Origin of the sequence: Akkermansia muciniphila (genome assembly GCF_002884975.1) — a bacterium.
Lineage (GTDB): Bacteria > Verrucomicrobiota > Verrucomicrobiia > Verrucomicrobiales > Akkermansiaceae > Akkermansia > Akkermansia muciniphila_C.
Window position 1 is genome coordinate 989,855 of sequence record NZ_PJKB01000001.1, and the last position, 23,487, is coordinate 1,013,341.

The following is a 23,487-nucleotide window of genomic DNA, read 5'->3' on the forward strand; positions in this document are numbered from 1 at the left end:
GGGAACTCCTTCCCTCCATGCATACGCCAGCCCCCATCGGCAGGCACTCAACGCGTTTTTCATCTCCTCCCACCCCGCTCTTGCATCCGGCAGGGCAATAAGGCATACTGCCGTGGACTAATTATCTACCACCACGCGCATGAAAAAAGTTTTCGTTTCAGGCTGCTATGACATCGTCCACGCCGGTCACATCCAGTTTTTTGAAGAAGCCCGCTCCCTGGGCGACTATCTGATCGTCTCCTTTGCCTCGGAACCCGTGCTGTGGCACCACAAGCAGCGCAAACCGTCCATTCCGGACGAACACAAGAAAGTACTGCTGGAAAGCCTGCGCATGGTGGACAAGGTCATTCTGGGCACCGGCATGAAGAAGGGCCTGGATTTTGAAGAGGAATTCCTTCAGGAAAAACCGGACGTCCTGGCCGTGACGGAGGACGACCTTTACAGCGGCATCAAGAAGGAGCTGTGCGCCCGCGTCGGCGCGAATTATGTGGTGCTTCCCAAGACGCCCCCCAAATTCGCCCCCGTTTCCACCACCATGCTGGTGAACCGGATCAAGGCCCCGTCCTCCGTGCCGTTACGCGTGGACTTTGCCGGAGGATGGCTGGATGTTCCCCGCTACGCCAGAAAAGGCTCCTATGTGGTCAACTGCGCCATCACCCCCATGGTCTCCCTCTGCGAATGGCCGTATGAAAAACGTTCCGGACTGGGCGGCAGCGGCGCGTGGGCCATGCTGGAAGGGCGCGACCCGGTCGCTTCCGAACTCGCTCTGGGCGTCGGCTGGCAGGACCCCGCCGTCATTGCGGAAACGGGACTGTGCGTGTGGCGCTCCGGCAGTTCCCCCGTGCTGGACGTCAAGGGCACGGGCGACTTTCTGGAAGGAAGAATGGCCATCCTGTACACGGGGGAGGAACATGACACCCCCGGAATGGCGGACGAACAGCGCGATTACGTGCGCATCTCCCAATCCTCCCTCATTGCCCGCACCGGAGTGCTGGAACGCAACATCAATACCCTGGCCGCAGGCGTGGCCCTTTACTACAGCGTTCAGCTTGACGAAGGAATGCAGCCCCTGCCGGACATCCCGAACGCCCTTGCCAAAAAATACCTGGGCGGAGGCTACGGAGGCTACGCCCTGTACCTTTTCCCCTGCCGGGACGACCGCGACCAGGCCGTGAAGGACAACCCGGCCATGAAGCGCGTGGAGCCGTACTGCCGCCAACTGTTCAAGTAAGCTTTTTCTCTCATGTCCCTGATGCGGAACAGCCTGGTGGCCTCCGGCGCCATTTTCGCCTGCCGTCTGACAGGCATGGTCCGGGAGATCGTATATACTTCCCTGTTCGGGGCCACGGGGGTGCTGGACGCCTTTTACACGGCATTCCGTATCCCCAACCTGTTGCGGGACCTGTTTGCGGAAGGGGCCCTTTCCCAGTCCTACACCAGCGTGGCCTCCAAAACACGGGAGGCGGAGGGCGACGCAGCCGCCTGGGAGCTGACCAACAAGGTAGCCACGCAGCTTTCCACGCTGATGGTCGCCATCGTGACGGTGGGCATCCTGTTTGCCGGCCCTGTCATGGAGGCCCTTTACAGCGGGGACCATTCCCTGACGGACCAGCTGTTCGCCACGGACCTGAGCCGCATCATGTGGCCCTTCATCGGCTTCGCCTCCCTGTCCGCCCTCGTCATGGGGGCGCTGAACATGGTGGGGGTTTTCGGATTGCCCATGCTGGCCTCCGCCGCCTTTAACGTCACCTCCATCCTGTTCGGCCTGCTGATCGGGTACTTCATTGACCCCTCCTTCGGCCCGAAGGCCCTGTACGGTTTTGCCTGCGGCGTCACGATCGGGGGGGCGGCCCAGATTGCCGTGCAGCTCCCCAAGCTGCGCAAAACCGGCTTCCGGTGGAAGCCCAATTTCCATTGGGACGATCCCCGCGTGCGTAAAATCTGGGGGCTCATGCTTCCCTCCGTGCTCGCTTCCGGCGTCACGCAGTTCACCATCTTCATCAATACGGGCTTCGCCCTGGACCTCCAGAAAGGCTCCGTCACCGCCCTGACCACGGCGTTCCGCCTCTGGCAGCTTCCCGTGGGACTCTTCGGCGTGGCTACGGGCATGGTGGTCCTCCCCGCCGTTTCCCGCATGATGGTGGGGGACGGCAGAAAGGAAGTAGCCGTCCACATTGCCAAGGGGCTTCGGCTGGTGGCGTTTTTTGCGGTGCCCGCGTTCCTGATCCTTTTCATCCTGGGAACGGAATTCGTCTCCTCCGTGTACCAGTGGGGCCGCTTCAACCAGGACGCCGTGCGCTACACCGGGGAGGTGCTGGGCGCCTACTCCCTGGGCCTGCTGGGCTACGCCGGGACCAAGGTGGTCCAGCCCGTCTTCCTGGCCCTGGAAAAACGCTGGGTCCCCCTGATCGCCGCCGCCGTGGCGCTGGCTATCAGCATAGGCCTCAACTACTACTTTGTCTACGGCCTGCATAAAAACGCGGCGTGGCTGGCGCTGACCACCTCCGTGGTCACCACCTTCAATTTCCTCTTCTACTTCCTTTACCTGCGCCGCCAGCTGGGCGGCGTGGACGGGCGGACGCTGGTTTCCGGCCTGGGCCGCATTCTGGCGGCGGGAGTCCTGCTGGGAGCCGTGTGCTGGGCGGGTAAAACGTGGTTCCTCCAGGGCTTTCTGGACTGGTCCTTCCCGGCCAGGATACTGGGCATTTCCCTGGTCTGCGGCTGCGCCGGAATTGTTTACCTGGCCGCGGCTTTCCTGCTGAAAACGCCGGAACTGGACGCCATACGGGTCAAATTCATGAGACGCTGACGGCGGAATTTCCCCTTGATAAGGGGAGACACGCACGCTGAAAGAAAAAGAATGGCCTCCACAAGCATTCTCCTTGCCAGGGGTGCGCTCACTTAGTAAAGTTTTTCCGCCTGTGCGGGGAATAGCCTGTTTTCCGCCAGGGCATTCAAAATTCTACGATCGCACCACAACAATGGACATGATTTCCCCCAGCATTGCTGCATTGACCCCTTCCCTGACCCTCAAGGTGACCAACCGGGCCAAGGCTATGAAGGCCGCCGGTGAAGAAGTTTACGGTTTGGCAGGCGGTGAACCGGAAATGGACACCCCTGAAAACATCAAGCAGGCAGCCATCACGGCCCTGAATAACGGAGCTACCAAGTACACTCCCTCCGCCGGCCTGCCCGCACTCCGCCAGGCCATTGCCGACAAGCTCAAGAGGGAAAACAACCTGGAATACGATCCCAGCCAGATCACCGTGGGAGCCGGCGCCAAGCACGCCTGCTTCAACGCCATCATGGCGACCGTCTCCGAAGGGGACGAAGTCATCATCCCCTCCCCGTACTGGGTCAGCTATCCGGAAATGGTCCGCATGTGCGGCGGCATTCCCGTCATTGTGGAAACCACGCCGGGAAACGGCTGGAAGCTCACTGCGGAACAGTTTGAGGAAGCCATGACCCCCCGCACCAAGATGGTGATCCTCACCACGCCGAACAACCCGACCGGAGCCGTTTATTCAGAAGAAGAACTGCGCGCCCTGGGAGAAGTGGCCCTGAGCGAAGACATCCTCATCCTGGCTGACGAAATCTACGAACACCTCGTGTACGGAGACACCAGGCACGTCAGCATCGCCTCCCTGAGCCCGGAACTGTACGACCTGACCATCACCATCAACGGCTTCTCCAAGGGCTATGCCATGACCGGCTGGCGCATGGGCTACTCCGCCGCTCCGGCCCCCATTGCCAAGGCCATCCAGATGATTCAGGACCACACCACCTCCAACGTCTGCACCTTCGCGCAGTACGGCGGCATTGAGGCCCTCACGGGGGACCAGAGCTTCATCAGCGACATGCGCGACGAATACGACATGCGCCGCCAGTATGTCCTGTCCCGCCTCAACGCCATCCCGAACGTCAGCGTCGTGGAACCGCAGGGAGCCTTCTACTTCTTTGTGGACACCAGCAAGCTAGGGCTCACCTCCCTGAACCTGTGCGACAAGCTTCTGGAACGCTACAAGGTGGCGGCCGTCCCCGGCATCGCCTTCGGCAATGACAAGGCCATCCGCATCAGCTACTGCACCACGCTGGACGTTCTGAAGGAAGCGCTGGACCGCTTTGAAGAATTCTGCAAGGCGCACTAAGCGGCAAATACTGATTTTTCCAATCTTCAGGACCGCTTCATTCATGAAGCGGTCTTTTTTATTCCTCATGAGAAGAGTTTCCGGCAGGACTGACAGAAACAAAACACCCGGCAAGAGTGAACTTGCCGGGTGGAGGAAGAGACATGAATTCCTTCGTGCCTAAAAGCTCCGCGTATATCCCAAATTGATCGTCCAGGGACGATCGTATTTGTCTCCGTAGACATATTCGTAGTCCAGGTGCACCTGATCGCGGGCGCTGAGCTGCCATGCCGCGCCGCAGCCAACCATGCCGCGGGTTCCATCCGTATTCGGACGCCACTGGTTGCCGGCGGCCTTTACTTCACCGCCATTGCTTGCCTGCTGCGTAACACCGGTTTTCACGTAACCCTGCACCAGCTGCCTGCCTCCGTTGACGCTCCATGTGCGTCCGGCTCGCAGGCGTCCGGCAAATTGCCAGATGTCGGCTGCGCTTCCCGTCACTTCCAGGCCCTGGTTCGTGACGATATGCGTGGAGCCGGAATGGAGCCATGCGATTTGCACGGAGGGTTCCAGGAACCATCCTCCGGCACTGCTCCACTGCCGCCCGGCTTCCATGCTCATTCCCAATCCCCAGTTGTCATAGCTGCCCCGTTCCGTGCCCCCGGGCTGGACCGCGGTCCATGCGGCATTGTAGCTCATTCCCTTGAGAACCGCGTCCGCAAACCACCCCCTGCTGTGCAGCCATGAGGCGTAAAGGCCTCCGTAACCGCTGTCCGTGCTGCCCTTGCTTCCCCAGCCGTCATGGAAGCGGCGGTCACTCCGGCGATATCCTCCGAAGAGGCCGGCAGCCAGCATGCTGTTTCTCCCGGATGCAACAATCCAGTCCGCGCCGCTGTCCGCCCCATACTGGTATTCCGTAAAGCCGCATACTCCGGCGATGCCCAGGTCCGTGTCCGTGCGTCCGGAAGCCGTGCGCGCCCAGTAGTGCCCCCTGGGCGCCTCTCCGGCGTTCCTGGCCTGTTGGTCCTGCTGCCTGTAAAAGTCCGCTCCCATGCGCATCTCTCCCATGCGTTTGGAGAGGGTGTCAAGCTGTTCAAACCATCCCGTACTCATGCAGCCAAGCACATTGAGCAGTACGCCGCCCAGGTTGTTGTAGCCCTCCGGCGACAGGTCGTATCCATTGCCTGCGGCGTTGAGTTTAAGGCCGTAGGAGTAAAAACCCGCATCCAGCGTTCCAGTAAAGAGCGTGGCCGCATTACTGTCTTCCGCCAGACTGTCCCATGTAATCATGTCGTGTATGAAGGACGGAGAGGAGGGAATGCCGCCTTGCAGGATGAAATGAACCGTGTGCGTGCCGGAAGCCTCCCCGGCGATGGCGATGCGGTCGCTCGTTCCGGCGGCCAGGTTGATGTTCATTGTAAAGGCCTGCGATCCGGAGAGGGAGCCGAGATTCAATGTGTCACGGCCGCTTCCTTCAAAGGCTACATGCCCTCCCTCGCCCTCCAGGCCTCCCGAAAGCTGGAAGTCCTGCCCTGTACCCGTTGTATTGGCCAATAGGAGCGTTCCGGTGTTGGCAAGCGCCGATTCCACCTGTGCGCTGGTGAAGACATACATGGCGTCCGTGTTGGAGAATGCCTGGTCGCCCTTGAGCAAGCCTTGCAGAATAAATCCTTTGCTGTTGGTTTGTGCGGTGGCGGCCGTGTCGAATGTTGCACCTTCCTTGACCTCCAGGATTCCGGCGCTGAAGAGGTTGTCCGCTCCGGCAGTGACCAGGCCGGAGTTGATGAGGGTTCCCCCCGTGTGGCTCGCAGCGGAGGTGATGGTGATGCCGGCCGCGTCGCTATTCAGCTGCAGCGCGCCGCCGCCTGTAATCCGGGCGATGAGCGTCCGGTCGCTGTCCGGATCGGCCGGAGCGTCCAGAACCCAGGTTTTCCCATCGTGGATGTTCAATTCCTTGAGTCCGTAGGTGAGGTGGATACCTGTCTGGCCGCTGTGCTCATTGGTGCCGGCTACGGCAATATAGCTGTAGGTCGCGGTAACGGTATCCTGGTAGGTAACTTCGCGTTCCTCGCCACCTGTGATGGCCTCGCCCGTATCGGCGTCCACCAAGTCCAGAATAGTTGTATTCGCGACGTTTCCGGCTTGTACCACCAGCAGGGCGTCCGCGTTGATGGTGCCATCCAGAGCCAATTCCTGAAGATCGCGGTCCAGGAAGCCCGGCTGGGGAGTTATGTTGTCCAGACTGTCTTTCAGACCGGAGACGGCCAGCGTTGATGCCGACGTGATGTCAAGACTGCCGGAGACGGAGAGCTGGTGTTCCAGCCGGGAAGCGTCACCGTCCACCTGGACGGTGAGCGTTCCTCCGGCCAGATGCAGCTTGCTGATGGAAAAATTTTCCGTAACGGAAAGTTCGGAGCCGCTTCCGAGCCGCAGGGTTGCGGTGCCGAGCACGGTTTGTCCTGTGGCGTCCGGACGGAGCCGGGTATCTGTCAAGGCGATGGTTCCGGCAAATCCGGCCAGCGAATCCGAGAGGGTTACGGAACCTGCGGACCGGATGTCCAGTGTGCCGGAACCTGTGATGTGCGCGCCTGGGCCGGTCCGAATCTGTTCCATGTCGTTAATCAGGATGCTGCCTTCGTTGAGCGCAACTCCGTTCGTGAACAGATTGGTTCCGGTATTCCTCAGGTCAAGGGCTCCCTGTCCGGTTTTGAGCATTGCGTCGGAGGCTGTGGCGTTTCCGTTCAGCAGGAGCGTGCCTTCGGTGTCTACCGTGCCGTTGAGAACGATCGAGGCGGCGTTGATCTCATTGACGGCGCCTTTGCTTCGAAGAGTGGCTCCGGCATTAAGCGTAAAGGAGGTTCCCGTGTCCGTCATGCTCCCCGTGCGGCCGAAAACGACTCCGTCCCTGAGTTCCAGCGTGCCTCCGTATACAGTGGTCTTTCCCCGGAAGTTGTTGTAACGGCTGGCAACCAGATGGGCGTCCGTACCCTGATAGCGTGTTCCGCTGAAGACGACCGTGCCGGAGGTGTCGTGATCAGTCCCGTCGTCATCCGTATACCGGTTGATCGCGAGCGTTATTGCGTAGTCCGTCCCTGAGGTGATCGGGTCGTCAAACCGGATGTTCCGTCCTTCTCCGGCCGCCAATTGCAAAGAGCCTAACCTTTCAACATGGATGGCGTTGGCTATTCCCCCGTCTACGGTAAACGTTCCGTTATCGTTGCGCGTGAAGGTTCCCCCTGTCATATTGCCGCTGAAAAGAACGTCGTGGGTCTGCGCCAGGAATTGCTGGGTGGCGTTGGTGCCGAAATTGTTGATCAGGATGGCTCCCCCTGCCGTGGGCGCGTAATTGTTCGTAAAATTCGCCCCGTCCTGAATGGTCAGCTGCTGATTCTTCAGGTAAATCGCTCCGCCGCTGCCGGAAGACGCCTGAATGTAATTTCCGGTGAAGGAAACGTTGGCTCCCAGCGTGCAGCCCCCCCCTGAAGACATCCAGATTGCACCTCCGTCACCGGATGACGCGGAGATATAATTGCCCGTGAAGCTTGCACCCGCCCCAACGGTGAGGGATGCAGGGCCTGCATTTGCCCGCACCGCAACCGCCCCGCCGGCTCCTTTTCCCGTTCCGGCGGCCAAGATGTAATTCCCGGTAAAGGCGGCTCTGTCTCCCAGCGTGACGGAGGCGTCTCCGATCGTGATGTAGGTACTGATCGCTCCGCCTTCACTGGCTGCTCCGTCTGCCGAGGTGGAAATATGGTTACCGCTGAAAGTCGCGCGGTCTCCCAGGGTAATGGAGGTGGCGTTTCTATCGGCTCCTATCGCTCCTCCGTAGCTGGACTTGCCGGCCTGGACATAGTTGTCGGTGAACGTGGCGTCATCGCCTATTTCAATGGAGGAGGAACCGCCCTTGGTAAACATTGCGCCGCCCGCGCCGCCTGCTTTGTCTGACGCCAAAACATAGTTGGCATGGAAAACAGCGCCGTTGCCCAGAGTGATCCGGGCGTCGTTGGAGAACGCCAGAACTGCGCCTCCTCTAACCTCTCCGCTTGCGGAAGATGCGTAATTTCCGATGAAAACGGCATTGTCATCCAGCGAGACTGAAGCGAGACCTTGACCCTGAATGGCAATCGCGCCGCCGCCCGGAGCGGTGGAATCATCGTAAATTCCCGTATTGTTGCGGAACGTGACCGCTCCGGTAAGATTCAGAGTGGCATTGCTGCCGAATCCCTCCACACGCAGAACCCGGTTGCCCGCATTCTCCCAGATAATGGAATTCATGTCAGCGCCATGGTCTCCTTTCTTCAGGAAAAACATGGGAGTTGCTCCCAGTCCAGCCAGATCCAGCGTGCGCGCTGCCGCCGTGTTGTCGGACTGAACGTTAATGAGAAGATTCAGGCCTCCGGTCAGCGTGGAGTCGTCGTTATGCAGGACAACCGTGTCTTTGGCACGCAGCAAACCGGATGCCCGCAATTCTTCCAATGTGCCGTACAGGTTGCTGCCCGGCATGGTGGACTGGGTGTTGTTCACAGTGTAGTCCGCACCAGATGCGGCCGGGAAGGTGCAGATGAGCAGGCCGGCAAGCACGTAGCGGAGCAAAGAGGAAGGAAGATGTAGTCTCATGGTATTGAATGGATTTGGAAACGGATTAGTCGATTTGGAGCAATTTTCAGAAGTTATACGCTTGAAAGGCTATATTCGGCTGCGGCCGGGAAATCGGCAGCTGCACGCGGGAGAAAGTAGTCATGGAGGAGGTATGTTCTTCAGGAAGGGGAGCTGCAAACGCAGTAAAACAGGATAAGTTTAACAGGAGATAAAATCGTGACGCTGAGTGATTCATGGATATAAATGCATGTTTTCCAGTAGGGAATGAATGCAAATTAGCGGATTTCCAATCCGGAGACAAGCTATAAATTTGAAAAAAAGCATTTAATACAAAATTCCTTGGCCCATAGACAGAAAATTTGAATGAACGGAAGACATGCAATCCGGGAAAGGAACAGATGGGAATTTTTCTATCCCTCCTGTTGCCATCAGGATTTTTCAAGGAACAAAAAAGCTTGTCATCAAAATGTTGTGGGTTAGTTGCATTGATATTATTTCCCGTTCCGGGGATGGAGCCTCCTTTCAGACTGTTGACGCATGGACCCTGTCTCCGGATTGGAAATCCGATTTTCATATAAATAATTGGTTGTGAGATTCATAGACATCATTTTCAACACTTAAGCAGAAAGAAACAATGAAAGCAAAAGGGAAAGAAGGACTTACAGAGCAAACCCGGTGGCCACACCATAGTCCCAAGCGTAAAATCAACGAAGAACTCACCAAACTGGTTATGCAGCTCCGAGGGTCTCGCAACATTGGAATCCGTCGGCTCAATGTGAACTTCTTTTGAAGCAGGGGAAGAAAAGTCATTTCCCATTCAGCATATTCAGCCAGACCGTTCTTTGCAGAACCGGAACTTCCCCGGCTCAAAAAACTGATGGATTGAAGGACAAATTATCCCGTTCTACCAGAACGCAGACAAGATACGGAAAGAAGCCGGACGTGCTGAAGGAAGCGCTGGACTGCTTCGAAGAATTCTGTAAGGCGCACTAAAAAAATTATCCATCACGTTCAAAAGGGCGTTCCGCTTAAAGCGGAACGCCCTTTTGTTTTTCAGGATTCCTTCCGGGAAATGTTTTCTAAAAAGAGAAAACCATTGCAGGGAATACTTTACCTCTTACGGCAAGAAATAAATCATTTTCTTGTTTAACAGCATCACCTCCTCCGCCTCATTTTTGGTGAAACAGTACTCCACATGGAAACCGTTTGGTAATGAAGTCTTAAAATTCTCCTTCATGCGGGTCCCATCACTGTTCAAGGGATAGTGGCCCATATAGGCATTGCTGTGAATCAAATCAAATGCATCCACTCTGTATTCTCCACCGGCTTGTTTGACAAGAAAGCTAATACCGCTCGGAGTTCCCACTCCATACCCCACGACCACGCACCAATGCGCTTTTCCCTCCAATGGAACTGGACTTGGCTGTCCGTCCCGATCGACATTGAAAGGTACCATGACCATTCCCTCCTTATTAATAATGTGCATCATACTCCTCGCTATGGTTTGTTCCCAATCTTCTCCACCCTTCGTATATGATGAGGCCCAATTCTGGATGGAGCATTTGTGTTCGAGAGCAGGAACATTTGATTTAATAAATTGAAGGAATGTTTCCGGACAAAAAACCTCTCCCATATGCGTTACAGAACACGAAAGGGCGTCCTTCACCACGTTCATCAGCACATCATCCTCGGATGGAGCGTCCCAGGAATTTGGAAGCAGACCAAGTGTTTTCAATACATAAATCAATGCACTGAAACCGCAGGTATTGGCTCCGGCAGGTTGATAAACCTGATATAGAGGTACATTGGAAAATGACGTATAGTCATTGTCTCCGGTGTTGTATGTCAATAGCATCTTAATTTTTTTATTGTTCACGGCAGAGGCCATTCTCTGCCACAGCCGATCCTGAGCTATTCTTCCCCTTTTTTCCTCTGCAACCTTGGCAAATAGGCATCTGGACTTCTAAAAGGCGGCTACAGGCCGGAAAAAAACCATAATACGGTATCCCATCACGATATGGCTTCAACCGGACTACGGAGGGTTACGGGTTCCACAATACCGGTTTCAACACCTCATGGCGGCCGTTTCCCATTGGAACGAAGCACCTCTCTGAAATAGACCATCAATCGCTAAAAAACTGTTCAAAGCGCATCAAGAACCGGAAACTGTCATTTCCCATTTTTCAAGGTCCCTCCTGTTCATGGGACACTCTTTTTTATTCCTCAGGGGAAGACTCGTTTTCCGCGTGCGACACCCGGCACCAGAATCCCCCGTCTAGTTCCGGCATCAAAGGCTTATAACCGTGCTGCCGCAGAAAAGATTCATCATCCCGTGAACTGGTGTGGATGATATCCGGTATGCCCTGCTCAATGTAATCATACTGCTCCCTGACCATTTCTTCTGACGGGAAGTTTTGAAGGAACCAGTATCTTCCGCACGGCTTCCAGTCCCAGGTAATGCCGAAGCCCCTGTCCAGCCAGCCCAGATACAGGACGGAGGCTCCGGAAAAAGAGGCCAGCCGTTCCCGGACGGCGGGGGAATGCAGTTCCCTGCCGTTCCAGACAAAGTCTCCTTTCCGGACGGCGCCCGTCAGCCCGGCAGCCACTCCGGCCCCCGTGAGGCAGACGATTGCCAGCGTTGCGGCCGCCATCCGCGGCATGCGCAGGGAAAAGCGCCGTTCCGCCTGAGCTACAAAGAAGATAGCCACCCAGATCATCATGGGTGAAAGGATGGAATTATAATAGTAATTGTACACGCTGAACATCTCCACCTTAAAGAAGATATACAGCAGGGCCGTGAACAGGAACGCCTTTTGCGTTTTTAATTGACGCCAGCCCGCTATCGCCAGAGCCCAGATGATGGCTGCCCACATCAGTACGTCGGACAGGCAGCGGACCGGAGCCGGCCTTAGTAGTTTGGCCCACCACGTGGTCTCCTGGGCCACCGTTCCATAACGCACGGAGCACAGCAGGTACTCATTCATCGCTTCTTTCCAAACGCCGTGCGATACCAGCCAAGCCGAACAGGGAACCACCACGGCCAGGAACCCCGCTGCCGTCATCCCCAGAGCCGCCGCGGCCTCTTTTCTCCGCCCGTTCCACCACAGCCACAGGCACAAGACCCCGGTTAAGGCGCACACGGGAAAGGCTATGGAAAATTTCATCATGAAGGCGGCCCCGGCAAATACCCCGGCCACACCGAACAGAAACAGCAGGCTGCGCCTGTCCCGCATCCGGAAATACCGCACCAGCCCGTAAACCACGGCGGCCATCCCCGGCCAGCACAATTCCTCCACCCCGCCCCCGCGCTGGAAGGGGAATGAATCAAACAGAAACAGGCACAACAGCATGGAAGCCAGCAGGCTGCCGCGCCGTGACAGATAAAAACGCGCCGTCCTGCAAGCCAGTAAAAGCGTAGTAAAAAGGGTCACGCACTGGATGAGGAATATTCCGGCAAAAGAGTGTCCGTCAATCCAGGCGGCGGCATAATAGATCCAAACCAGCAGAGGGCCCTTGCTGTCCGCCATTTCCACATAGGGGAGAAGACCGTGGAGAAGCCCGCGTCCGAACATGAAGAAAATGGAAGGGTCCGGAGAAGGATAAAAGGAGTACAAGGGGGACGTATCCGAACACGCTCCCACCACTATAACGGACCAAATAAGAAGCGCTAACGGAATGTTCCACCCCAAGGTAGCTGCGGGATCATTTTTTCCTGTCATAGGCTGAACAACAACGGGATTGTGCGGATTAGGAATCCGGATGTGATGACCAACAAGGGATAAAGTAAACAAAAATATATTATAATCAAGAATTTATGCGTATTTTCTAACAAATATTTCACTCAGCGGCAATATACGGGAAAATAGTGGAAAGGATTGGAGAAATGTATTTGTTATGAAAAAGTAATATTGACTTCGGATTCCTAATCCGCGGACGCCCTGACACGAAAATGCACGCCATGCCTCGCAACCGGGTTGCCCTGCCTTGAAAGCCATGATTGAATGGATTTCATATGAATACCCCCGTTCTCAATGACAACCTGCGCACTGCCACGGAAGCCCTTTGCAACATGCTTGCCAAGGAAGACCAGGTTGTGGCCGCCAAGGCAAAAATCGGCCTCTTTTTCCAGAACCCGGAGGCAACCAAGCTTTTTGAAGAAGTGAACGCCTACGGTGAAGAACTGCGCAACAAGCACCTGGCCGGCATGCCGCCCACGGAAGAAGAAATTGCCAAGTTTGATTCCCTGCGTGAAAATGTGATCAAGAACGACGCAGCACGCGGCTTCCTGGAAGCGCGCCAGACCATCGACGAACTCCTGAATACCATCAACCAGTACCTGGGCATGTCCATTGATCTCGGCCACGCCCCCACTCCGGAAGAAATTGAAGAAGCCCGCCAGCGCGCGATGAGCTCCGAATCTTCCTGCTCCTGCGGCGGCAGCTGCGACAAGGATAGCTGCGACTGCGACGGCAATTGCGATCATGACCACGATCACAAGGACGGCGGCTGCGGTTGCGGCCACCACTAAAACGACGATCTTTCAATTTGCCGCCAAACGGCTTCACTCCGGGAGTGAAGCCGTTTTTCTATTTCCGGAGCTGCCTCAGAACATCCTTCTTTCTCTGTCAGGACGGGCAAGACGCTTGAACGGGATATGGGGGCGTGGTAGCCTCATTCTAAGGAATCATGACTTTTTCCAGCCGCACAACTTCCCTTCCGTTTTTTAAGACGGATTTCCCCTTGTTCCTGGCCCCGATGGCCGGGGTGACGGACCCTATTTTCCGCACTATTTGCAAGGAACTGGGGGCTGATGTGATGGTCACGGAGTTTGTCTCTGCGGAAGGCATTCTCCAGGCATGGGAAAGAAACCGCCGGTACACGAAGATAGAGGACGCCCACCGCCCCATAGGCATTCAGCTTTTCGGCGCGGACGGAGAGCACATGGGAGAAGCCGCCCGGATCATTCTGGACCATGAGAAGCCGGATTTCATTGACATCAATTTCGGCTGCCCGGTTCCCAAGGTAGTGGGCAAGAATGGAGGTTCCTCCCTGCTGAAAGACCTGCCCCTGCTGGCCTCTGTGGCTGCGGGGGTGGTAAAAGCGGTAGGAGACCGCATTCCCGTCACAGCCAAAATACGCATTGGCTGGGATTTCCAGAATTTGTGCGCCATGGACGCATGCCACCTGCTGGAGGAGGAGGGCATTTCCATGGTGACCATCCATGGGCGCACCCGCTCCCAGCAATATTCCGGTACAGCCAACTGGGACATTATTGACGAATGCGCGCGGGCCATCTCCGTTCCCGTTATCGGGAACGGAGATATTTCCACCCCGCAGGGGGTGGCCTATGTGAAGGAAAACACAGCCGTGAGCGGCGTGATGATCGGCCGGGCGGCCATGGAGAACCCATGGATTTTCGGAGACTCCAGGTATTACCTGCTGCACGGAGCCATGCCCCCGGCCAGGGACCCGCAGGAGAAAACGGCCCTGATCCTGCGCCATACCCGCATGGCCCTGGATTCCGGCCATTACGGGGATGAACTGCATACCATGCGCCACATGAGGTCACGCATCCTGGCTTATACCAAGGGCTTTCCCGGCGCCAAGGAAATGCGCGCGCGCCTGGTGCGCGTCTCCAGCATGGCGGAACTGGAGGACCTGCTCTCCGCCATGCCGCGCCAGCGGTCCTGAGGGAAAGGGAACTCCTGCCCGCCAGGATATTCTACAGCCTGTAAAGCGGCGTGCATTGGAATTTCCTCTTCCCTTCCTCCGCTTCCTCCTGAAAAAAAATGCCCTTTTGAGGGAAGCTAAGTTGACTTTACGGCCCGAACCTGTCAGAAATAGGGGAGTATCCTGCCGCTCCGTTTCGGCAGACTTCCAACCATAGACTCCAGAGATCGACGTGTACTCCAACGAATCATATCTCATCGAACTTCTTACGCAGGCCGGCTATCTGAATGAAGAGATTCTTCAATACGCGCGCAGTCAAAAATCTCCCACCCAGGACCTGGTTGATTTTCTTATCCAGGCCAATTATCTTACGGAAGACGTCATTGCCCAGGTGACGGCGTCCAATTCCCTGCTGCCCGTCGTGGACCTGGGGCCCATGCATATTCCCCAGGAAGTGCGTGAACTGATCACGCCGGAGCTGGCGCGGCGGTTCCGGGCTATTCCCATTTCCGACGATGGTTTTTCCGTTAATATCGCCATTGACGACCCGCTGAACCTGGAGACCATGGACAGCCTGCCCCAGCTGATGGGGCGCGACATTATTTTCAGCGTAGCCACCCACAGCGCGGTGGAAAGCCGCCTGAAGGAATTTTACCGTGACCTGACCGTTCCGGCAGACGCCGCCGGCATTGAGGGGGAAGACGGTGACGCCCCCATCATCCGCCTGGTGCAGCAGATGCTGACGGACGCCTTCAAAATGCGGGCGTCCGACATTCACATTGAGCCCATGGAAAACCGGCTCCGCATCCGCTACCGCGTGGATGGCAAGCTGGTGGAAGTAGCCACCCACCCCAAGAAGCTGCTCAGCCCCATCATCGCCCGCCTGAAGGTGATGAGCACTACCATGAGCATTGCGGAAAAGCGCATGCCCCAGGACGGACGAATCCAGATGAACATTGGCGGCAAGCAGGTTGACCTCCGTGTGTCTTCCGTCCCCAGCAACCACGGGGAAAGCATCGTCATGCGTATTCTTGACAAATCAGCCCTGGTGCTGGGCCTTCCCCAGCTCGGGTTCTTCTCTGATGATGAAGCCGTGTTTGACCGCCTCATCACCCTGCCGGACGGCATCATCCTGGTAACGGGCCCCACCGGGTCCGGTAAGACTACTACCCTTTACGCGTGCTTGAACCACATCAACCGCCCGGATAAAAAGATCATCACGGTGGAAGACCCCGTGGAATACGAGCTCTCCGGCATCAACCAGGTGATGGTGAAAGCGGACATCGGCATGACCTTCGCCGCAGCCCTGCGCGCCATGCTCCGCCAGGCCCCCAACATCATCATGATCGGGGAAATTCGAGACATGGAAACGGCCAGCATCGCCATCAACGCCTCCCTGACGGGGCACCTGGTGTTCTCCACCCTTCACACTAATGACGCTCCCAGCGCCGTGGCCCGTCTGGCGGACATCGGCATCAAGCGCTTCCTGATCGCTTCCGCCGTGCGCGCCATCATGGCCCAGCGCCTTGTCCGCAAGCTGTGCGACCGCTGCAAGGTGGACGGCGTGCTGACGGAGAAGCAGGCGCATACGCTGAACATTGACATGTCCCGCCTTACTCCGGGGCAGATCAAGGCTCCCCACGGCTGTGACTTCTGCCGAGGCGGCGGGTTCAAGGGACGAATGGGCCTTTTTGAAATTTTCGAGATCGACGACGAAGTGCGCCGCATGATCAACGAGAACCTGACCTCCCCCCAGCTGCGCAAGCGCGCCCGGGAACTCGGCATGAGAACCCTGAGAGAAGACGGCGTGCGCAAGGTGCTGGCCGGGCTCACTTCTCCGGAAGAAGTTCTCAATGTCACCATGGGAGACGCCAACTGATTTTTCCCCGCAATTCATTCTGATTATTATGGACACCAATCTTACACTGGAACTTTTCATCGGCCGGGGAATGATCGACAAATCCCTGGCGAAGGATATCAAGGAGGAAATGACCGTCTCCGGCAAGGAACTGCCGGAAGTGCTCGCGGATTTCGGCATCATCGGCAGCAAGGACGACATCTGGCAGATGATCGCCAGCGACCTGGGCACGGAATTCATTACGCTGGACAATTTCAAACCGGACCCGAACGTGCAGAACATGATGCCGGCCACGCTCGTGCGCCTGCACGGAGCCCTGCCCGTGCGGCACGGTCCGGAAGGCCTGTACGTCTGCCTGGTGGATCCCCTGAATCCGCAGACGGTGGAAGACCTGCGCTTCGCCCTGGGCCAGGATATCCACGTCCTGATCGCTCCGGACTACCAGATATCCGAACGCATCAATGAGCTGTACGGCGGGGAATCCGCCGCCATGACGGACCTGATGCAGGAACTCAACAGCATGCAGGTCAACAATGAGACGGAAGACTCCGCCGCGGCTCCCGTCATCCGCTTTGTGGACCTGGTCATTACGCAGGCTATTAAGGAAAAGGCTTCCGACATTCACTTTGAGCCCTTTGAAAAGGAATTCAAGATCCGCTACCGCGTGGACGGCTCCCTGTATGAAATGCAGCCCCCGCCCGTGCACCTGTCCGTGCCGGTCATTTCCCGCGTCAAGGTCATGGCGAACATGAACATCGCGGAACGCCGCGTTCCGCAGGACGGGCGAATCGTCAAGCAGGTGGGCAACCGTTCGGTGGACATGCGTGTTTCCTCCCTCCCCACCCAGTACGGTGAATCCGTGGTGCTCCGCGTGCTGGACCGCTCCTCCGTCAACCTGAACCTGGACAACCTGGGCCTGCCCAAGCATATTCATGAATATATCCTGGATACGGTCCACAAGCCAAACGGCATTTTCATCGTCACCGGTCCCACCGGCGCCGGCAAGACCACCACGCTGTACGCCGCCCTGCGGGAAATCAACACCATTGATTCCAAGGTTCTGACGGCGGAAGACCCCGTGGAATACGACATTGACGGCATTATCCAGATTCCGATCAATGAAGCCATCGGCCTGGATTTCCCGATGGTTCTCCGCGCCTTCCTGCGACAGGACCCGGACCGCATCATGGTGGGGGAAATGCGTGACATGGCTACTGCCCAGATCGCCATTCAGGCGTCCCTGACGGGTCACCTGGTGGTCTCCACCCTGCACACGAACGACTCCGCCGGAGCCGTGACCCGCCTGGTGGACATGGGTTGCGAACCTTTCCTGGTGGCCGCCTCCTTGGAAGGGGTGCTGGCCCAGCGCCTGGTGCGCACCATCTGCCCGGACTGCCGTACGCCGTATGAACCTTCCTCCACTATCCTCTCCCAGCTGGGCGTTTCTCCCTATGAACTGGGGGACAAGCACTTCTACACGGGCCGGGGTTGTGACAAGTGCTCCAACTCCGGTTACAAGGGCCGGCAGGGGATTTACGAACTGCTGGATATCAACGATACCCTGCGGGATATGATCACGGACCGCGCCCCCTCCGTGGTGCTGAAGCAGAAAGCCATTGAAATGGGCATGTCCACCCTGCGTGAAGACGGTCTGAGAAACATTTACAGCGGCAATACCACCATTGAAGAAGTGCTGAAGTACACTTAATGGACAGACCTGCACCGCACCCCCCATTTCAACCACCAAGCAGAAAACACTTAAAACACCACATATATGCCTAAATATCAATATACAGCACTTGACCATAAAGGCGACCAGAAAACGGGTACCCTGGAGGCCAATTCCGAAGCGGAGGCCATGGAATCCATCCGGGCGCATGGCCTGTACCCCACCCAGATCGTAGAAGCGGGCAAGGGCAAGATCCAGCAAACTCCCGCCGCCAAGAAGAAGGCCAAGGGAGCCAAAGGACAAAAAGGCAAGCTGGGCGGCAGGATCAAGGCGAAGGCCCTGATGATTTTCACCCGCCAGCTGGCCACCCTGATTGACGCAGGGCTCCCCCTGCTCCAAAGCTTGAACGTGCTGGCCAAGCAGGAAGCCAACCCCAACCTGCGCGTGACCATTGAAGCCCTGGGCGATTCCGTTCAGGGGGGCTCCACCTTCTCGGAAGCCCTGGCCCAGCACCCCAGGATCTTTGACCGCCTGTTCGTGAACATGGTAAAGGCCGGTGAACTGGGCGGTGTGCTGGAAGTAGTGCTGAACCGCCTGGCGGAATACCAGGAAAAGGCGCAGAAACTGAAGAGCAAGGTGATCACCGCCATGGTGTACCCCTCCATCGTCCTGTTCATTGCGGTAGGCATCGTGATCTTCCTGATGCTGGTCATCGTTCCCAAGTTCAAAGCCATGTTCGCGGAACAGGGCAGTGAGCTTCCCGCCATTTCCGAGTTCGTGTTCGGCCTCAGTGACTGGTTCATGGCCGCTCCGTTCTTCGTGCCGAATGCCGTTATTCTGGCCGCCGTCATCGCCATCCTGTACGCCGTCTTCACGGCCATGAGCAAGACGCCCAACGGACGCCGCAAGATTGACACGGCCCTGTTGACCATGCCCGTCATCGGCAACGTGCAGAGCAAAAGCGCCATCGCCCGCTTCGCCCGTACCTTCGGCACGCTGGTCACTTCCGGCGTCCCCATTCTCCAGGCCCTCACCATCACCAAGGACACTGCCGGAAACATGATCGTGGGGGACGCCATCGGCCTTATCCATGATTCCGTGAAGGAAGGGGAATCCGTCGTCACGCCCATGTCCTCCTCCAAGCTTTTCCCGCCCATGGTGATTTCCATGGTGGACGTGGGTGAAGAAACCGGCCAGCTTCCGGACATGCTCCTCAAGATTGCGGACGTTTACGATGATGAAGTGGATAACGCCGTGGGGGCCATGACCTCCATGCTGGAACCCATCATGATCGTGTTCCTGGCCGTAGTTGTGGGCGGCATCGTGTTCGCCATGTTCCTGCCTCTTCTGCAGGTCATTGAGAAAATGGGTTAACCCTCCTCCAAAGCAGACCAGATGAAGATTCGCTCCGCATACAGCCGCCTCCGGGCGGCACAGGGCTTCACCCTCATGGAAATCCTGGTGGTGATGGTCATCATCGTGGTGCTTGCCACGCTGACCATCTCCATCTACACCTGGCTTGAAACCAGGAAGAACGAGCAGGCCACGGAGTCCATTGTCCGCAAGATTGAAATGGGGCTGGAAAGCTACCACAGCGACCATGACCGCTACCCCTACGGTACGGAAGCCCCCTTCAACAACCACGGAGTAGCTGTGGCGAACGGCGAGGAGTACAGCTCCAATGTCGTGTACATGGCCCTCTTCGGCGACCACAAGAATGAAGGCATGCCTTCCAGGGATACCACCATTTATAATGATGAGCTGAATCCCGCCACCCAGCCCAAGAGCAACCCGACCGTCCGGGAGGTCCATGTGAAGGGCAAGGACGGCAGGCCCGTCACGCTTTACATCCTGGCGGACCCGTGGGGGTCACCCTACCGCTACCGCCTGGGCAGCGAGCAAGCCATTCCCTCCAAATCCGCCAGCGCAAAGAACCTGAAAATGGGGAACGGCATGAATCCGGATTACGATTTCTGGTCCTTCGGAAAGGACAGTGACAGTGACCTGAAAGACCCGCACGCCCCTGAAAACGAGGATGACATAGGCAACCTGCCGAAGTTCTGATCCTTCCGTTTTTCCGCGCGCCACGCCTTTTTCAGCAGCCTTCCCTCCCGCCCTTGCGGAGGAAAGGCTGCTCTGCGTACAGGGCACTATTTTCTGGCATCCGGAAAGCCTCTGGCGTATGATGCGGGCACTGCCATGAAACGAATTTCCCTGATCGTTCCCTGCCTGAATGAGGAACAGGCCATTCCGGCGTTCAAACAAGAGGTGGACCGGGTTTTCAAGGAGCACCTGGAGGGATATGCCCCGGAACTTATCTTTGTGGATGACGGCTCCACAGACCGTACCCTGGAGATCATCAAGGAGCTGGCGGAACATTCTCCGGAGGTGAAGTTTATTTCCTTTTCCCGCAATTTCGGGAAGGAAGCGGCTATTTACGCGGGGCTGGAAGCGGCCACGGGGGATTATGCAGCCGTCATGGACGTGGACCTTCAGGACCCCCCGTCCCTGCTTCCGGAGATGGTGAAAGCCATTGCCGAGGAAGGGTACGACTGCGCCGGAACGCGCCGCGTCACCCGGAAGGGGGAACCGCCGCTGCGCTCTTTCTTTGCACGCGCCTTTTACAAGACGATTCACCGGATATCGGACACCCACATCGTGGACGGCGCCCGGGATTACAAGCTGATGACGCGCCCCGTGCTGGAAGCCCTGCTTTCCCTGAAGGAGTACAACCGCTTTTCCAAAGGCTTGTACGAATGGGTGGGTTTCCGCACCAAATGGTTTGAGTATGAGAATGTGGAACGGGTGGCGGGAGAGACCAAATGGTCTTTCTTCAAACTGTTCCTGTACTCCATTGAAGGCATTGTGGCCTTCTCCACAGCCCCCCTGGCCCTGGCCTCCATCATGGGGGTCATGCTTTCCTTCATCTCCTTCCTTGCCATCATCGCGCTGACGGTCCGGGAACTGATCTGGCCCCACTCCGCCTACGGCTGGACTTCCATGGTCTGCGTTTTCTGCCTGATGGGCGGCATTGTCCTGCTGTGCCTGGGCATCCTGGGCCAGTACCTGGCCAAGACCTATACGGAGGTCAAAAAACGCCCCATCTACATCGCCAGGGAACGCTCCATCAGTCCCTCCAAATAAAATTTTCCATGGATACCGAGCCGGATTTCAGCATCGTCACGCCCAGCTACAATTACGCCGATTATGTGCGGGAGTGCATTGAAAGCGTCAGGAACCAGGAAGGCGCCACGTTTGAGCACATCATCCAGGACGCCGGCTCCACAGACGGAACGCTGGACATCCTGAACTCCTACCCGCACCTGAAATTGCATGTGGAGAAGGATTCCGGCATGTCGGAGGGCATTAACCGCGGCTTCCGGAGGGCGCGCGGCAAGTGGGTCATGTGGCTGAATACGGACGACAGGCTGCTGCCTGGCGCCCTGGCGGCTGTCAAGGCCTTCGCGGATTCCCGCCCGGAGGCGGACATCGTGCACGGGGCCTGGAACTTCATTGATGCGGACGGGACCGTCCAGCGGCCCATGAAAGCCCTTCCCTACAGCCTTAACATGCATATCTGGTACGGCACGTACCTGGCCTCCACCGCACTGTTCCTGCGCAGGAGCACCACGATTGAAGAAGGATTCCTGCTGGACGAACGGTTCCACTACGACATGGACGGGGAGTATTACGCCCGCCTGGGCCGCGCCGGAAAGAAGTTTGTCCATTATAACAGGCTGCTGGCGGATTTCCGCTGGCACGGCGGCAACCTGAGCGCCCCCAATGTGGAACTCCGGGACATGGACGCCGAGTTAAAGCGCCAGAAGCAGCACAGCGAGGACGCAGCCATCAAGCGCGTTTACGGTTATTCCTTTTCCAGGCATAGCTGCAACAATATCCTGGACGGCCTGATGCGGGAGGCCTACCGGATGAAAAAAGCCTTCCTGTACCTGGCCACTCCCTGGGAAAAGTAATTTGCCTTTTTCCGGTCTCCCCCTCCCTTCCCTGCGGCCGCAGGACATGCCTGCCCCATGGCCCCCATCCTTCTGCGGGGTTTATCCCCCGGCACGGCAAGAGCCGCAGCCTTATCAAGCCGCGGCTCTTGCAAACCGGAGGTAAAAAAGGCAAAGCCTCAGTTAAGGCTGTCAAACAGCTCTTCTTCACGGAAGAACCGTACCAGTTCCACGGCGGCTGATTCGCGGCTGTCGGAAGCATGGCAGATGTTCATCATGCTGTCCGTTCCATAATCACCGCGGATGGTGCCTTTCTGCGCCTTCTGGGAGTTGGTGGGCCCCAGCAGTTCACGCACGCGCACGATCACGCCCGGCCCCTTCAGGGCGATGGCGATAACCGGGGAGCTGGTCATGAAATCAAGCAGTTTCGGGAACAGCAGTTCCCCGTTGACCACAAGGTCCAGAATATGGGAGTAATGCTCCCGGAGCACGGGCTCGTCAAGCTGGATCATCTTAATGCCGCGCAGGCGAAACCCTTCGGACAAAAAACGTTTTAAAATGGTGCCGGAAAGGTTTTTCCGCACGCAATCGGGTTTGAGCAGAACCAGCGTTGTTTCTTCTTGAGTGTTTGGCATAAAATTAGCGAAGTTTCAGGATGAAGTGAGGGAATTACACCCTAATCTCCGGCAGGTCAAGGATAATTGCGCAGCTGGTCTTTTCCGCCGGGCAAGGAATTCGTCACAGGTTTCTCTTGTAGGAATCACACCGGTTCTTCCATCCGGCAAGCCAGCGCGCCTCCCCGCGCCCCGCCGGACTGTTGTCCACGCGCCGCTGAAGCACCCTTTTGGCCGCCTCCGCAAACTCCGCCGCCGCAGGCTGCCCCGGAGCGGCGGGGCGCATTTCCTCCAGCACCTGCATGAGCCCCCAGCCCTGGCCGCGGTACCTTTCTGCGGGATTGGTCCCCTCCCCCTTGAAATTCACGTAGTCAATCAGCGCGTACATGCCGTTGGGCGCCATCGCCACGGCATTATACCGTGCCGCCATCTCCGCCGGACGCCGGGACTGGCTCCTGATGCGGCCCAGGGCGGCCACGGACCTGCTGATGATAAAATCCGCCTGCATCTGAAGGGCCGCAGGGCTGGCCAGCCACTGCCGCATCCGTTCCGGCAGGCCGCCGCGGACGTCCGCCGCTTCAAACTCCCTCCTGGTGCGCCATGGGGCCGCGCCGGAAAACCATTCCGGCACGCGGGCGCCCCTTTTCCGGCAAAACTGGACAAAGGAAGGGAAGCTTTCCTCAAACCTTTCCGTGACCCCGGCGGGGAACCAGATGAAATGCCCGATGCCCAGGGAGGGGAATGCCTCACCCCTGTTCCAGGAAACCAGCCCCCTGACGGTTCCGGCGCATTCGTTCTGCCAGATTTTACGCGCGATTTTCGCCTTCACCTCCCCCGCATCCGGAGCTGCCTGAACCCAGCCGGGCACGCAGCACGCCAGCATCAGAAGACAACCTGCCATTTTTATATGCATGGAGGTACTTTCCTTTCCCGGCGGGGACAAGTCAAGCCGCTTCAATTTCTCGTGCCAGGGACGGAGGCACATGTTATATTTGCC

Annotated in this window: 17 protein-coding genes; 11 read left to right on the forward strand and 6 right to left on the reverse strand. The window is 57.4% G+C overall.

Translation table 11 applies throughout. The features are described from left to right. Positions 1-139 precede the first annotated feature (139 nt). The 3 genes from CXU21_RS04020 (at position 140) to CXU21_RS04030 (ending at position 4,148) form a co-directional block, all read left to right on the forward strand. Positions 140-1,231, forward strand: coding sequence for an adenylyltransferase/cytidyltransferase family protein (locus tag CXU21_RS04020; protein ID WP_102714252.1), 1,092 nt, complete (start codon positions 140-142; stop codon positions 1,229-1,231). Between the two features lie 12 nt (positions 1,232-1,243). After that, positions 1,244-2,809 (forward strand): murein biosynthesis integral membrane protein MurJ, encoded by a 1,566-nt coding sequence (murJ, locus tag CXU21_RS04025; RefSeq protein WP_102714254.1) that lies wholly within the window; start codon positions 1,244-1,246, stop codon positions 2,807-2,809. 172 nt (positions 2,810-2,981) lie between these two features. Further along, a complete protein-coding gene (locus tag CXU21_RS04030; protein WP_102725136.1) occupies positions 2,982-4,148 on the forward strand; it encodes a pyridoxal phosphate-dependent aminotransferase in 1,167 nt (388 codons plus the stop codon). 159 nt (positions 4,149-4,307) lie between these two features. Here the strand turns inward: CXU21_RS04030 and CXU21_RS04035 are convergent, their stop codons facing one another. From CXU21_RS04035 to CXU21_RS04045, 4 genes are all read right to left on the reverse strand, one after another. Further along, positions 4,308-8,744, reverse strand: coding sequence for an autotransporter outer membrane beta-barrel domain-containing protein (locus CXU21_RS04035; protein WP_102725137.1), 4,437 nt, complete (start codon positions 8,742-8,744; stop codon positions 4,308-4,310). A gap of 46 nt (positions 8,745-8,790) precedes the next feature. Further along, positions 8,791-9,300, reverse strand: coding sequence for a hypothetical protein (locus tag CXU21_RS12325; protein WP_180972624.1), 510 nt, complete (start codon positions 9,298-9,300; stop codon positions 8,791-8,793). Between the two features lie 543 nt (positions 9,301-9,843). Then, the gene (locus CXU21_RS04040; RefSeq protein ID WP_102725138.1) at positions 9,844-10,614 is read right to left on the reverse strand and encodes a hypothetical protein; all 771 of its coding nucleotides are present in this window, start codon (positions 10,612-10,614) and stop codon (positions 9,844-9,846) included. A 328-nt stretch (positions 10,615-10,942) separates the two neighbouring features. Then, on the reverse strand, positions 10,943-12,298 hold the full coding sequence (locus CXU21_RS04045) for a glycosyltransferase family 39 protein (RefSeq protein ID WP_180972625.1): 1,356 nt from the start codon (positions 12,296-12,298) through the stop codon (positions 10,943-10,945). Positions 12,299-12,738: 440 nt separating this feature from the next. Here CXU21_RS04045 and CXU21_RS04050 point away from each other — a divergent pair, with 440 nt between their 5' ends. The 8 genes from CXU21_RS04050 to CXU21_RS04085 all read left to right on the forward strand — a co-directional run bounded on the left by CXU21_RS04050 (position 12,739) and on the right by CXU21_RS04085 (position 21,897). Continuing rightward, complete coding sequence (locus tag CXU21_RS04050) at positions 12,739-13,254, forward strand: YlbF family regulator (RefSeq protein WP_102714264.1); 516 nt, start codon at positions 12,739-12,741, stop codon at positions 13,252-13,254. A 158-nt stretch (positions 13,255-13,412) separates the two neighbouring features. Further along, positions 13,413-14,417, forward strand: a complete 1,005-nt coding sequence (dusB, locus tag CXU21_RS04055) for a tRNA dihydrouridine synthase DusB (RefSeq protein ID WP_102725140.1) — start codon at positions 13,413-13,415, stop codon at positions 14,415-14,417. 211 nt (positions 14,418-14,628) lie between these two features. Then, positions 14,629-16,275, forward strand: a complete 1,647-nt coding sequence (locus CXU21_RS04060; RefSeq protein ID WP_102714268.1) for a GspE/PulE family protein — start codon at positions 14,629-14,631, stop codon at positions 16,273-16,275. Positions 16,276-16,303: 28 nt separating this feature from the next. Next, entirely contained in the window at positions 16,304-17,962 is a 1,659-nt protein-coding gene (locus tag CXU21_RS04065) for a GspE/PulE family protein (RefSeq protein WP_102714270.1), read from the forward strand. 66 nt (positions 17,963-18,028) lie between these two features. After that, positions 18,029-19,297 carry a type II secretion system F family protein gene (locus CXU21_RS04070; protein ID WP_102714272.1) on the forward strand — a complete coding sequence of 423 codons (1,269 nt, stop codon included), beginning with the start codon at positions 18,029-18,031 and terminating at the stop codon, positions 19,295-19,297. 21 nt (positions 19,298-19,318) lie between these two features. Beyond that, the gene (locus tag CXU21_RS04075) at positions 19,319-19,987 is read left to right on the forward strand and encodes a prepilin-type N-terminal cleavage/methylation domain-containing protein (RefSeq protein WP_102714274.1); all 669 of its coding nucleotides are present in this window, start codon (positions 19,319-19,321) and stop codon (positions 19,985-19,987) included. Positions 19,988-20,122: 135 nt separating this feature from the next. Beyond that, positions 20,123-21,067: a glycosyltransferase family 2 protein gene (locus CXU21_RS04080; RefSeq protein ID WP_102725141.1), complete on the forward strand. Its 945-nt coding sequence runs from the start codon at positions 20,123-20,125 to the stop codon at positions 21,065-21,067. 8 nt (positions 21,068-21,075) lie between these two features. Next, positions 21,076-21,897 carry a glycosyltransferase family 2 protein gene (locus CXU21_RS04085; RefSeq protein WP_102725142.1) on the forward strand — a complete coding sequence of 274 codons (822 nt, stop codon included), beginning with the start codon at positions 21,076-21,078 and terminating at the stop codon, positions 21,895-21,897. Positions 21,898-22,055: 158 nt separating this feature from the next. Here the strand turns inward: CXU21_RS04085 and CXU21_RS04090 are convergent, their stop codons facing one another. Beyond that, a complete protein-coding gene (locus CXU21_RS04090; RefSeq protein ID WP_102714280.1) occupies positions 22,056-22,511 on the reverse strand; it encodes a nucleoside-diphosphate kinase in 456 nt (151 codons plus the stop codon). Positions 22,512-22,614: 103 nt separating this feature from the next. After that, entirely contained in the window at positions 22,615-23,391 is a 777-nt protein-coding gene (locus CXU21_RS04095; protein WP_146016704.1) for a hypothetical protein, read from the reverse strand. Between the last annotated feature and the right edge of the window lie 96 nt (positions 23,392-23,487).

Bases quoted from the DNA above. Each gene is read 5' to 3' on its own strand.
- CXU21_RS04020 (WP_102714252.1), top strand. From the start codon at position 140: ATGAAAAAAGTTTTCGTTTCAGGCTGCTATGACATCGTCCACGCCGGT.
- murJ (WP_102714254.1), top strand. From the start codon at position 1,244: ATGTCCCTGATGCGGAACAGCCTGGTGGCCTCCGGCGCCATTTTCGCC.
- CXU21_RS04030 (WP_102725136.1), top strand. From the start codon at position 2,982: ATGGACATGATTTCCCCCAGCATTGCTGCATTGACCCCTTCCCTGACC.
- CXU21_RS04035 (WP_102725137.1), bottom strand. From the start codon at position 8,744: ATGAGACTACATCTTCCTTCCTCTTTGCTCCGCTACGTGCTTGCCGGC.
- CXU21_RS12325 (WP_180972624.1), bottom strand. From the start codon at position 9,300: ATGAAAATCGGATTTCCAATCCGGAGACAGGGTCCATGCGTCAACAGT.
- CXU21_RS04040 (WP_102725138.1), bottom strand. From the start codon at position 10,614: ATGGCCTCTGCCGTGAACAATAAAAAAATTAAGATGCTATTGACATAC.
- CXU21_RS04045 (WP_180972625.1), bottom strand. From the start codon at position 12,298: ATGTTCGGACGCGGGCTTCTCCACGGTCTTCTCCCCTATGTGGAAATG.
- CXU21_RS04050 (WP_102714264.1), top strand. From the start codon at position 12,739: ATGAATACCCCCGTTCTCAATGACAACCTGCGCACTGCCACGGAAGCC.
- dusB (WP_102725140.1), top strand. From the start codon at position 13,413: ATGACTTTTTCCAGCCGCACAACTTCCCTTCCGTTTTTTAAGACGGAT.
- CXU21_RS04065 (WP_102714270.1), top strand. From the start codon at position 16,304: ATGGACACCAATCTTACACTGGAACTTTTCATCGGCCGGGGAATGATC.
- CXU21_RS04070 (WP_102714272.1), top strand. From the start codon at position 18,029: ATGCCTAAATATCAATATACAGCACTTGACCATAAAGGCGACCAGAAA.
- CXU21_RS04075 (WP_102714274.1), top strand. From the start codon at position 19,319: ATGAAGATTCGCTCCGCATACAGCCGCCTCCGGGCGGCACAGGGCTTC.
- CXU21_RS04080 (WP_102725141.1), top strand. From the start codon at position 20,123: ATGAAACGAATTTCCCTGATCGTTCCCTGCCTGAATGAGGAACAGGCC.
- CXU21_RS04085 (WP_102725142.1), top strand. From the start codon at position 21,076: ATGGATACCGAGCCGGATTTCAGCATCGTCACGCCCAGCTACAATTAC.
- CXU21_RS04090 (WP_102714280.1), bottom strand. From the start codon at position 22,511: ATGCCAAACACTCAAGAAGAAACAACGCTGGTTCTGCTCAAACCCGAT.
- CXU21_RS04095 (WP_146016704.1), bottom strand. From the start codon at position 23,391: ATGGCAGGTTGTCTTCTGATGCTGGCGTGCTGCGTGCCCGGCTGGGTT.